The organism is Mucilaginibacter koreensis, from assembly GCF_054783355.1.
On the sequence record NZ_BAAGQS010000001.1, the window covers coordinates 2186041 to 2198626 of the forward strand.

10 protein-coding genes are annotated in these 12586 nt (G+C 43.2%); 4 read left to right on the top strand and 6 right to left on the bottom strand.

The window, feature by feature from the left end; all coding sequences use genetic code 11:
• Window positions 1-104 precede the first annotated feature (104 nt).
• The 3 genes from ACYVNW_RS09940 to ACYVNW_RS09950 all read left to right on the top strand — a co-directional run bounded on the left by ACYVNW_RS09940 (window position 105) and on the right by ACYVNW_RS09950 (window position 2758).
• Window positions 105-863 carry a carboxypeptidase-like regulatory domain-containing protein gene (locus ACYVNW_RS09940; protein ID WP_460679707.1) on the top strand — a complete coding sequence of 253 codons (759 nt, stop codon included), beginning with the start codon at window positions 105-107 and terminating at the stop codon, window positions 861-863.
• Window positions 864-1192: 329 nt separating this feature from the next.
• Window positions 1193-2203, top strand: coding sequence for a recombinase RecA (gene recA, locus ACYVNW_RS09945; protein WP_460679708.1), 1011 nt, complete (start codon window positions 1193-1195; stop codon window positions 2201-2203).
• Window positions 2204-2476: 273 nt separating this feature from the next.
• Entirely contained in the window at window positions 2477-2758 is a 282-nt protein-coding gene (locus tag ACYVNW_RS09950) for a hypothetical protein (protein ID WP_460679709.1), read from the top strand.
• Here the strand turns inward: ACYVNW_RS09950 and ACYVNW_RS09955 are convergent.
• Window positions 2741-2977: a hypothetical protein gene (locus ACYVNW_RS09955; protein ID WP_460679710.1), complete on the bottom strand. Its 237-nt coding sequence runs from the start codon at window positions 2975-2977 to the stop codon at window positions 2741-2743. The two genes, ACYVNW_RS09950 and ACYVNW_RS09955, sit on opposite strands and share 18 nt — an antisense overlap.
• A gap of 102 nt (window positions 2978-3079) precedes the next feature.
• Window positions 3080-4081: a tRNA (adenosine(37)-N6)-threonylcarbamoyltransferase complex transferase subunit TsaD gene (gene tsaD / locus ACYVNW_RS09960; protein WP_460679711.1), complete on the bottom strand. Its 1002-nt coding sequence runs from the start codon at window positions 4079-4081 to the stop codon at window positions 3080-3082.
• A 65-nt stretch (window positions 4082-4146) separates the two neighbouring features.
• Between tsaD and ACYVNW_RS09965 the strand changes: the two genes are divergently transcribed.
• Window positions 4147-8640, top strand: coding sequence for a translocation/assembly module TamB domain-containing protein (locus ACYVNW_RS09965; RefSeq protein WP_460679712.1), 4494 nt, complete (start codon window positions 4147-4149; stop codon window positions 8638-8640).
• A 134-nt stretch (window positions 8641-8774) separates the two neighbouring features.
• Here the strand turns inward: ACYVNW_RS09965 and ACYVNW_RS09970 are convergent, their stop codons facing one another.
• From ACYVNW_RS09970 to ACYVNW_RS09985, 4 genes are read right to left on the bottom strand one after another with little or no spacing between them, the layout of a single operon-like run.
• The gene (locus tag ACYVNW_RS09970) at window positions 8775-9827 is read right to left on the bottom strand and encodes a beta-ketoacyl synthase chain length factor (protein WP_460679713.1); all 1053 of its coding nucleotides are present in this window, start codon (window positions 9825-9827) and stop codon (window positions 8775-8777) included.
• Between the two features lie 6 nt (window positions 9828-9833).
• A complete protein-coding gene (locus ACYVNW_RS09975) occupies window positions 9834-11021 on the bottom strand; it encodes a beta-ketoacyl-[acyl-carrier-protein] synthase family protein (RefSeq protein ID WP_460679714.1) in 1188 nt (395 codons plus the stop codon).
• A 19-nt stretch (window positions 11022-11040) separates the two neighbouring features.
• Window positions 11041-11304, bottom strand: a complete 264-nt coding sequence (locus ACYVNW_RS09980; protein ID WP_460679715.1) for a phosphopantetheine-binding protein — start codon at window positions 11302-11304, stop codon at window positions 11041-11043.
• 4 nt (window positions 11305-11308) lie between these two features.
• The gene (locus ACYVNW_RS09985; RefSeq protein WP_460679716.1) at window positions 11309-12586 is read right to left on the bottom strand and encodes an ABC transporter permease; all 1278 of its coding nucleotides are present in this window, start codon (window positions 12584-12586) and stop codon (window positions 11309-11311) included.

Here is a 12586-nt window from a genome sequence, read left to right on the forward strand (position 1 = left end):
AACTTTCAAATGTTAAGGTGTGTTAAATAACTAATCTGAAACCACTTAACTTGTAATTTAGACAAGCAGCAGACAAATACTTACCCAGCTGCTGTACCAATTGCATGAAATCATTTTATTGCCTGTTGCTCATGTGCTGGTGTAGCCCATTATGGGCGCAAACCCTGCACGGAAAACTGATCGACCCGTTAACCCATATGCCTATAGCTAACGCCGGCTTAAGCAGTGCCAACACCAAAACGTTTAGTGATGTAAACGGGCGGTTTACTCTATATCAAATAAAACCGGGTGATACTGTTAATATCACGCATCCTAATTATCAACCTTACTATTATACCGTAAAAAGCAAATCATTTAAAGACACCTTAGTACTTTACCTAACCTCCTACTCCATGATACTGCGCCCGGTGATCATCAATGGGAAGCGCGACTTTAAAAAAGATTCTGTGCGTAACCGTAAGGAGTTTGCATCGGTATTTAATTACAAGGCCCCTACTATTAAAGATGCCTTTATTACCCGATCGCCTTATGCTTATAAGCCACCTAACTATATTGATGCGCCTAACAATACCACCTCATTAGTGAGTGTTAACCTGCTTTCGGTTGTCAGTTTGCTGGGTAAGCACAAAGCGCCCAAATCCCGCCTGCAAAAAAACCTCATCAGAGATGAGCAGGTAGCCGCCGTTGACCAATCGTTCAGCCGCTCAAGAGTAAGCGCCATTACAGGTTTAAAAGGAGATTCTTTGCAGTTGTTTATGGAAAAGTACCGGCCTTCGTTAGGGCAGGTACACCAAATGAACGATTATGAATTAATGTTGTACATCAAAAACTCTTATACCGATTTCACCGGTTCCCGCAAATAAGAACCTGTAGGCCGCATTATTTTTAACGTGATTTTATAAAAACGCACTTTCCTTATGGTTATAATATCATGCTATTGTAAAGGCAGAAACATGCCGTATAAGTATCTGTTTATCAATACCATTATTTCATGAAATAAGCCTTGCATTACTGTTAACTAACAACAATTATTTGTATATTTATATTATAAATCAATAAGAACTTAAGGCTGATTTTACTGTTCATCATTATTATAAATTTGATTTACACCGGCAATTTCAGGCACTTATTTTTTACTAATTAATTTAGCAAATCAATTAAATTCAGTATATTTGTTATACAAATAAACAAGATGAGTAACGCAAACGCAGATAAACTAAAAGCCCTTCAGCTTACCTTAGATAAGCTGGAAAAATCGTACGGTAAAGGAACCATTATGAAATTAGGCGAGAGTGCAATTGAGCCTATTGAAGTGATCCCTACCGGTTCGTTAACGCTCGACCTTGCCCTTGGTGTAGGTGGTTTACCTAAAGGCCGTGTAATTGAAATTTACGGTCCGGAGTCGTCAGGTAAAACTACCCTGGCTATCCATGCCATTGCCGAAGCACAAAAGAAAGGCGGCATTGCAGCCTTTATTGATGCAGAGCACGCTTTTGACAGATTTTATGCACAAAAATTAGGCGTAGACGTAGAGAACCTGTTAATCTCTCAGCCCGATCACGGTGAGCAGGCGCTTGAAATTGCCGACAACCTGATCCGCTCAGGCGCTATTGATATTTTGGTAATTGACTCGGTAGCTGCCTTGGTACCTAAAGGTGAGATTGAAGGCGAAATGGGTGACAGCAAAATGGGTTTACAAGCCCGCTTAATGTCACAAGCCTTACGTAAGCTTACCGGTACCATTAACAAAACAGGCTGCTGCTGTATCTTTATTAACCAGCTGCGCGAAAAGATTGGTGTAATGTTCGGTAACCCTGAAACTACCACCGGTGGTAACGCCCTGAAATTCTATGCTTCAGTACGTTTGGATGTACGCCGTATATCACAAATTAAAGATACCGACGAAGTATCAGGTAACCGTGTGAAGGTAAAGGTGGTGAAAAATAAAGTAGCGCCTCCGTTCCGCCTGGCTGAGTTTGATATCATGTTTGGTGAAGGTATTTCTAAAGCCGGTGAGATCATTGACCTGGGTGTAGAGCACAACATCATTAAAAAATCAGGTTCATGGTTCAGCTATGGCGAAACCCGCCTGGGCCAGGGCCGCGATGCGGTTAAGCAACTGGTGCATGATAACCCTGAGTTAGCCGAAGAACTGGAAAACAAAATTAAGGAAGCTGTAAATGGCGACCTTGCCGAAGCATAAGCTAGATTAACTATCAGCTTTTATAAAAAAGGCCCTTTAGCATTTGCTGAAGGGCCTTTTTTATTAAGATATACACAAGTGAACCGGTAACAACAGTTAAATAATTCTGTAACCTTTATTTAATTATTGCGTACAATAACATCCGAATCAACGAAGTCGAGAGCTTTAAAAGTATTTCATTTCAGTGAAATCCAAACCTCTTTTGGCAACGTAAATTTGGATAGTATTGATTAATAAGAGTTGATTATAGATTGAAAAGTGTACCCAATTAGTATGAACAGCTTTCACATTATCCTTACCCTGCTTATATTAGCCTTTGGCAGCTTTTTATTTATTATAAACGCAAAAAGTACTGAACCCACTTTAGAGCTGGCTGATGAAGAAGCAGACGAACTGCTGGAAAACGAAATTTACCAGTTGATGAAAACCATTAACGCCGCAAACCTTACCGAAGAGGAGCGCCAGGCCCGCTACCGCGACATCAAAAACAAATACAAAGATACCTTTACAGTACTAGGCCACGATTTTCCTGAATATTCATCCCTGAAACGGTAGTTGCTGTACTACCGCTGCATTTTCTAAGCCTTTTTGTGCGTCTTGCTCCGCCCTCTTTTTGAGCATTACAAACATATAAATGATACCGCCTACCACAATTACCGCCAGCACCAGCAGGCCGGTTTTGCCTTTACGTTTATCCTGCCGCAACACCCAAACCAACACAGCCAGCAAGGGCAGAACGAAAATCAGCCAAAAAATTACAGAAGCGGTAGTCATGTTATAAAGTCAAAATTAAAAATTCAAAAATCAAAAAACTGAGGTTATGTTTAGGGTAGAAGCATGATTAATCATTCCATCCCTCACAGCTTCACTCATTAGTTAAAAAGGCATACGGGCCAGGGGTGAAACATCCTGACCTACAAAATCTCCTTTTAAAAACTTATGATAACCGGCAATGGCTATCATTGCTGCATTATCCGTGCAGTATTCAAATTTGGGGATAAAACTGTTCCAGCCCTGTTGCTCACACAACTGTTGCAGCCCCTGGCGCAGGCCGGTATTGGCAGATACGCCGCCTGCCAAAGCCAAATCTCTAATACCATATTGCAGAGCCGCCTTTTTTAGTTTGTTCAGCAAAATTGTGGTGATCCGTTTTTCAACAGAAGCGCAGATATCCGGCAGGTTCTCCTCAATGAAGTTTGGATTTTTGGCTACATTATCGCGGATGAAATACAAAATAGCTGTTTTCAAACCGCTGAAGCTAAAATTGTAGCCCGGTATCTGCGGTTCCGGAAACTGGTAGGCATCCGGATTGCCTAAACGAGCATTTTTATCAATCAAAGGCCCTCCGGGATAAGGCAAACCCAATATTTTACTGGTTTTATCCATCGCCTCACCTGCAGCATCATCCTGGGTTTGGCCGATGATTTCCATATCAAAATAATCTTTCACCAAAACTATTTGCGTATGTCCGCCCGAAACGGTCAAACATAAGAACGGGAATTGTGGTTTATGTTCAGCAATAAAGTGTGCCAACACGTGGGCTTGCATGTGGTTAATTTCAATAAGCGGTATACCTTGTGCAAGCGCAAACGCCTTTGCAAAGCTTACGCCTACTAAAAGTGAACCTAAAAGACCGGGCCCGCGTGTAAAAGCTACTGCATCAATATCATTTTTACTTATTTTTGCGTTTAATATAGCTTGTTGCACAGCAGGAATAATGTTTTGCTGATGAACGCGTGAGGCCAGTTCGGGCACTACGCCGCCATAGGCTTCATGTATAGTTTGGTTGGCGATGACATTGCTCAGCATTACGCCATCAGCGCATACAGCAGCCGAGGTTTCATCGCACGAAGATTCAATTCCTAATATTACAGGCACAATAGGGTTAACTCTGATTTTTAAAATACAAAGTTATTAAAAAACTACTCAAAATAACGCTGGGCGTGGTGCTGGTTATCTTCCTGATGATTGGTATTATTCTTTTACTTTTCCAGTACAAGCCGGTGCAAACCTGGGCAGCTAAAAAAGGCGCATCCTACTTATCCGGCGAGTTACATACCAAGGTAGATATCAAAAGTCTGTATATCAAACCCTTCTCTTCTGTTGTTTTAGAAGGCTTTTATATTCTTGACAAGCAAAAAGATACACTATTACGTACCCCGCGCCTTACGGTAAAACTGAGTGGGTTTTCTATCTTCAACAGCCTGAAACGGCGCAGCATTAATTTTGAACGCATACAGCTGGATAACGGTACTGCTTATTTAAAGCAGTATAAGGACAGCACCAGCAACCTCAAATTTATTATTGACTATTTCAGCAGCGGTGGTAATGACACCACTACTACAACACCCGGCAAGCCTTGGCACCTCAACTTTCAAAAAATTGCGGTAAACAACTTGCGTTTCCGTTATAAAAATTACCTGGAAAAGGATACGGCGATGGGCCGCCAGGTAAATTTTGACGATGTAGATGTAAAGCGCCTCAGCGTGGAGTTGAACGGTATGGATTTATCCAACCACTTGTTTAAAGCCGGTGTACAGCATTTAACCCTCAAAGAAAAAAGCGGCTTTTACGTTAAGGACTTTAATGCCAATGCTACAATAGATACGAACCAGATTTTGTTGCAAAACTTATCTATTGTTACACCCAACTCCCGCCTGAAAAACTATTTCAGGATGCGGTTTAAGTCGTTTGATGATTTTTCGGATGTGGAGCGTAAGGTGTATATGGAGGCCGATGTTCAGGATTCCAGAATCTCATCAACTGATATTCGCTACTTTACCAGTTCGCTGGAAGGTATCAACTTCAATTTCGGAGTAGATGGTCGTGCCTGGGGGCCGGTCAATAATTTAAAAGCCCGGCACTTAACCGTTACCGGCGGACAAGCTACCTATATAAAAGGTGATTTTCATTTAAGGGGTTTACCCGATTGGGAACGCACCTACCTTAACCTCAAGTTTGACCAGCTGGCCACCAATAAACGGGACCTAGAGCGCATTTTAGGTCCTTTAACCAACGATGCAAAATTCAAATTGCCTGATTTTTTGAACAAGTTTGGCAATATTAATTTTACCGGTTTAATGGATGGCTACCAGAATAATTTTGTTACCCGTGGTACTTTTAAAACCAAGCCGGGCCGGTTTGATTCTGACGTGCGTATTAAGTTTGATAAAAACATGGTGCCCTCTTATGCAGGCAAAGTAACAGGCTATAATCTGAACTTAGGTTACCTGCTTGATCAATCCGATTTAGGCCGCAGCACCTTTACTGCCAATATTGATGGTAGCGGCGATGATGTAAAAACTTTGGGTATAAAGGCTGATGCCCGCCTCACTTATTTAACTTATCAGGGCTATACTTACAACAACCTTAGAGTTAACGGCAGCTTCATTAAACAGGTGGCTAACGCCAAAATCAACATCAACGATCGTAACATTAAGCTGGCTATTAACGGCCGCATCAATTTAAATTCAGCACTGCCCACTTACTCAGTGAATGGGTTGGTTAGTGATGCTAACTTGTTTAGGTTACATTTATTGAAAGATACCATTACGCTGAGCACTCACATTAACACTGCATTTTCGGGTAACAATTTAAAAAATTTACAAGGCAGTGTTGTGCTATCTCCTGTACGGATTATTGACCCGCGCCACAACTTTTTAGTAGACTCTGTAGCTTTAACCGCACGCGGCCGCGGCGCAAACCGTATAATTAGCCTGCGTTCTGATTTAGCTGATGGCAGCATCAGGGGCACCTACGATCTGGCTACCCTGCCCTCTTATTTCAAAGCTATCGTCAAAAAATATATTCCTTCGCTTAAAACTACCATCACCAAACCGGGGGTACAAAATTTTGATTTCACGCTTCGGCTTAAAAATCTGAGCCCGGCATTAGCCATGTTTGCGCCGCAGGTGCAAATACCAGATGAAGGCACGTTTAACGGCCACTTCAGCTCTGCCGATAAAACAGCAACCCTGAATGGTCTTATCAAAACCATCAAATACGGCAAAATTGTACTTCATGATTTTATTATTGACGAGAGCACAAGTGATAGTGAATTAGGTGTCAACCTCTCATTAAGCCGTGTAGATTTAACCGACAGCCTTTTTATCAGGGATATTAACATTACTAATTTCCTGAAAAACGACAGTTTAAACTTTAACGTTAAGCTATCAGATAAAAGCGCGGTAAACCAGCTCGACTTGTACGGCCTGGTTGAGTTTGGCCGCGATACCACTGCTAAATTAAAACTATTGCCTTCAGATGTAATTTTGGAAAACCAGCGCTGGAAGTTACAGCAGCAGGTACGCATCCGTTTACTGGACGGCAAAACGCAGATACAAGGTTTTGAACTTTCAAACGGTGAGCAGCGGGTACGCATTAACGGCTTTGTTTCAGACAGCCCTGATGATAAGCTGAATGTGGTGTTCGATAAATTCAGCATGGTAACCCTTGACCAGCTGACTAAGGCAGCAGGCGTACATTTCACGGGTAAACTGAATGGTGATGTGGTGCTCACCTCTGTAACCAAATCGCCGGGTGTAGATGCCGATTTAAGGGTAGATACCCTAACCATGAACAATACGCTGATTGGTAACCTGAAAATTAAATCGAACCTGGATGAAGAGCGGAAACTGGCCAACATCAAACTTAATATATTAGACCGAGGGCTGGAGACGATGAACATTCAGGGTGCTTATCGCCTGGGTGAAGACAGCGAGAATGCGTTGGATTTTGATGTTCGCATGAACCAAACCAAGTCAGTTATCTTTTCGCCTTTCACTACAGGTTTGGTTTCTGACTTGAAAGGCAATATCTCTACCGACTTGAAGCTTACCGGCTCGGTATCTAAACCTCAGTTAAACGGAACTATTACATTGGCCGGCACCGGCTTAACGGTAGATTATTTGCAGGTGCCTTATACTATTGATGATAAACTGCAGGTGACCAATAGTGTAATCAAAATCAGTAACCTTAAAATGCGTGGTCCGCGGGGCGGTGTGGGTACTGCCAATGGCACCGTTGATTTAAATAACCTGAGCAATCCTACCTTAGATGTAAACATTGATGCCCAAAACTTAATGGCATTGAATACTACGTTTAAAGATAATCACTTGTATTACGGCAAAGCTTTTGCCTCTGGTCGGTTCAGCTTTACCGGGCCGATAGACAGTATGTATATCGACATTAAAGCCCGTAGCGAAGACAGCACCGTATTCAACATCCCGCTTAATACTTCGGCTACTGCCAGCGAGTATGATTTTGTGAAGTTTGTAAGCCATAAAGATACTACCCAAGCCATTAGTAATGGTAATGCATTCAAAGGCATCACCCTTAATTTTGATTTGAGCATTGATGAGAAAACCCTGGTACGCATTACTACCGATTTAGGTGTATTGGAAGGCCGGGGTGTGGCTAACAACCTTAATTTAAAAATTAACAGTTTTGGCGACTTTGATATGTATGGCGACTTCCTCATTTCATCGGGTAAGTTTGAGTTTACGGCTAAAAACTTTATCAGTAAAAACTTCGAGGTAACCCAGGGTGGAACTATACGATGGACGGGGAATCCTTCAAATGCCGAGATTAACCTGCGCGCTATTTATGAAGTGCGTACCAATATCAATAACCTCTATACGGCTGCCGGCCTGCAATCACCCACTGGTAACCAGCAAAAACTGGTACAAGCGGAATTGATTATTACCCGGTCGCTGCTGCAGCCGCAGATCGATTTTGACTTTACCTTCCCAACTGACCCATCCATTAAGGATGACGTGGCCACTTACCTGAACGATTATAATAACCGTAGCCAGCAGGCGCTTAGTATTATTGTACGCCGGCAGTTTGCACCGGGTACAGGCAGTAACATTAACAGCGAGTTGCGCGGCACGGCCACCGAAGCAGTAAGCGAATTTGCCTTTAATAAGCTGAATAGTATTATTGCACAATCTAACATCAAGTATTTCGATTTAAACATCCGCTCGTTTAACGATGCCAGCGCCTCGTTTAAATTCTGGAACGACCGCCTGATTTTTAGCGGAAGTTTGTACAATACCAATGGCAGTAATGACCTTTTTAACAGCAATACCAACCTGTTAAACTCCAACTTTAATAACCTGACGCGTGATTTTAGCGCAGAGTTTTTGATCAGAACCGATGGACGACTGCGTGGCCGCTATTCTTACCGGGTGTTAAATACCACTACGTTAAATAACTTAACAGAGTCGCTGATTCCGCAGTATGTAAATGGCATAGGTTTAATTTATCAACGCGATTTTGAAACCTTTAGCGATTTCTTCCGCGAAATGTTTGGCAACCGCAACCGCCGGTCAAGGCGTAACACTACGAATAACGGTAACAATAACACCACTACTGCACCCGCCCCTACACCTGCCGGTACCGATAAAGATCCGGGTGATGAGGAAGATGAAAAATAGTTGTTGGTGGATGAGATGCTAAACTTGTTTCAGCATCTCTCAGGGTAAATAAAGCGATAAGCATCCGTAACTTATCAAGTTAGGTGCTGAAACAAGTTCAGCATAACAATTATGATGGAAATAACAGAAGAAAGTTATGTCTTTACAGTCCTTACCAACATAAGGCTATGCTGTGCTCCCTTATGGGTATTGTGAATTAAAATAGTATGATACCCGCCTGCTGAACCCTGTTTTTTAACCGCGTGAGCAGGCAAACTAACCCCGCCGCTTACCAGCATACAACTTAACCACATCGCAAAAGCCGAAGCCGTTGGATATTCGCCGCACATGTGCTTGAAGCGGGCTATGGTAGTATCTGCCCCAACTAAAGCTTCGCTGATTTCATAAAAACGGGTTTGCCGGCTGTCGCCGCCATCACCACTCAGTAATAAATCAATTTGGCCGCCTTGAGGTAAATGTTGCTGCAAGAATTTAGTTAATTGCTGCCTAAATACTTGCGCATCTGTAGTGGTGCTCATGGTGTAAGCCTGTACCTGCGCCATAGCACCAGCTGCGTTTGTACCGGTTAAAAACATAGCTACCCCTTCGCCGGCAATGCTGCCGGGCGTTGAGCTATAATATAAGTTTCTGTTGTTAACGGCCTCCTGCTTAAACCAGCCGCTTAATTTATCAATTTCATGGTTGTATGAGGCAATTTCATCAACCCCACCCAGCAAATAAACTTTGTCCGGATATTCTTTTAACAGCATATCCGTATCCATCAGGGCATTTTCGAAAGATAGCCCCCGCTGCACATGGGTAATATTATACTCCCGCCGTTTGAGCAGCAAACACAGCTGCGAAGTCACCGTATTCGGGGTACTTTGCACAAAGTTGCCGGGTGTAAGCATGTCTTCGTCATACTCTACAATTTGGTTCAAAAAGCGCCCACTTTCTTCCATACCACCGTTGCCGCTGCCCATAATAATGCCTTGCGGCGGATGTTCAGCATCAATTAGCGGTGTAGCAGCAGCAGTACCCAGCTTAACTGTTTTGCTCATTCGGCGCAATACGTTGGCAGGTATGCCTTCATAACGTGGCTCAAGAGCTTGCAGTTTATTATCGGCCGATTCACGCAGGTTGTCAAGGTCTACAGCACCGAAAGTTTGCTGAGGAGAAATACAGGTGGCTTTGTAGATATAAAACATACCAAATCAGACCTTGGAGAATATAAGTGAAGTACAACTACCACCAAAACCAAAGGAGTTGGACATCACATGATGTACAGGCAGCTGTTGATATTGAGTTACCGGACTGAGGTTTTCACCTCCGGCAGATTGTTTAAAGTTTAAGGTAAGATAAATTTCCTGGTATTGCAAGGTTAAAATGCTGAATACAGCTTCTACCGCGCTTGCCGCACCCAAAGTATGCCCGGTATACGCCTTGGTAGAATTGTACTTAGGCAGTTGATTAAACAACCGGCGCATAGCCTGCAACTCCACTTCATCATTATTTTCGGTAGAGGTGCCGTGGGTATTCACATAATCAATATCGGCGGGCATTAAATGCGCCTTGTGCAAAGCCTCTTGCATGGAAAGATACGGCCCTTCACCATCATCACATAACGATGATGGATGATAAGCATCATTGGTATTGCCATAACCGCTAAGTTCGGCATATATTTTTTTACCAGCTACATCTTCTGCACGCTCCAGTACCAGGTAGGCAGCGCCTTCGCCTAAATTTAATCCTTTACGCTGTGCATCAAAAGGCTTACAGGGTTCATCAGATAAAATACGCAGTGCATTAAACCCATTGACTGTAAACTTTGAAAGACTGTCTACCCCTCCTACAATCACACGGTTGGCTAAACCATTGTTGAGTAAGCGGGCGCCGTATATTATGGCATTAGCTGATGACGAACAGGCGGTATTAATGGTATTGAGCACCCCTTCAATTTGAAAATTTTCCTGCAAAAACAAGCTTACCGAAGCATAGTCATAAGATGCCAAATACTCTTCGTTTCCGGCTTTGCCGTTACCGTTGGCATACAACTCTTCGGTTAAGCACATACCACCTACAGTGGTTGCATTAACCAATGCGGTATGCGAAGATGCCAATTGCGCTGAAGTTAAACCTGCATCAGCAATGGCTTCTTTAAAAGCATGTAGGGCCAGTAAGGTAGTACGGGTAACACCCAATTCGGTTACCTGCAACTGCGCTTTGAGTTCATCAGTACTTACAGGCACCTCACCAAAAGGCATCTGCCCCGAAAATTTGGAAGGAAAATGACTGGAACGGGTTATACCACTACGGCCGGCGGCCAGTGCTGCATGGTTTTCACCTACAGTACTGCCAATCGCAGTAATAATGCCCATCCCGGTAATTACAACCTTACTCAAATCTTATTCCTCCGGTATTTTATTTAGTGCGGTTTTGCTCCACGTAATCGGCCATGGTATTCACATCGGTAAGTGCCTTGCGGCCTTCCTTCGGATCATTGATGGTAATACCATATTCCCTTTTTAAAAGCACAATCAGTTCTAACGAATCGATAGAATCTAAGCCCAAGCCTTCGCCAAACAGAGGCTCATCGTCTTTAATATCTTCCGGTTTTAAATCGGTTAAGTTTAAAAATTGTATAATCTGGCTTTTCAGCTGCTGCTTTAGCGCCTCTTTTTCCATAAATTTATATTAAATGTTTGCGTTTTAAACCTGTATAGGTAATCAGTTGTATCAGCAGAGTAATAACCAGCAAAGGTACAATGTTTTGCCAAACATCAGTAAGTTTGCCGCCTTCTAAAAACAAACCATAATAAGCTTCGAGGCACCAATGCAGCGGCGAAAAGTTCATGATGGTACGAAACGCGCCCGGCATGGCAAAGCTGGGCACCATCAATCCACCAATGGCGGCCAGTATAACAATAGAAACCGCGCCGAAACCATTAGCCTGCTCCAGGGTGTGTGCAAATGTGCCAATGCAAATGGCATAACTTACCGCACACCAGCCACACAATAAGGTAACGATTACAAGCCCACTGATATCGGCCGGTAAATTGAGTTTGGGTAATCCGATTACAGGAAATAACCACACTCCAATGGCAAAGATTACCAACGCCTGCAATAGCGTAACCCCCAGGTATACCAGCTGTTTGGAAATTAAGCTTAAAGTATAATTGGTAGGTAGAGTTTTTAAGCGGATAAAGCTGCCATTCAACTTTTCGCGCACAACACTGCCGCCCAAAGAGATGGTGATGAAGAACATGGCAAAAATAGTCCAGGCCGGTACATTATGCTGGGAGGCATTGGGCACTGTGCGGCTGCCGTTACGCAGTACCGGTACCTGGTTAATTACCGTACGGTTGTTCAGCATTTCGTTTTCCAGTTGTGCGGGCAATGGCTTATCGTTAATAGCCAGGTAAAGCTTACGCAAGGTTTGCCTGCTTTCAACCAATTGCAAACCGCTCTGCATAGCGCCTTGTACTGATAAGCGAAGCGACTCCTGTAAAACCGGATTATAAAACAGCGTAAGCGGATCAACCGTTGGAGCTGCTTTTACGCTATCGCCCTCCAAGCCAAAACTTTTCAGCGCTTTGCTTGCTGCGTTACCGGCCTTTGCATTTACCTTAACCGAAAAGTTGCCCGGAATGATAACCGCAAGCATGGCATCCTGCACGCGCATACGTTCAGTAAGCTGCTGTTCGTTGAGGCCTTTTTTGGCCGGAAGCAATTTAAACATGCCGATGTTATCAATTGCCTGCGTAAACTCCTGCCCGGCTTTGCCGGTATCAAGGTTACAAACCAGTACTTTTAATTTTTCGTTTTTTACCAGTTGAAAAGTGCTGTTCTGTATACCGGTTACAATTATCACGAGCAGAATGGGCATGCCGAACATCAGGATAAGCCCTGCCTTATCGCGGAACAGAATCCGCACATCTTTAATAATAGTGGCCCAAAGCTTAAACAT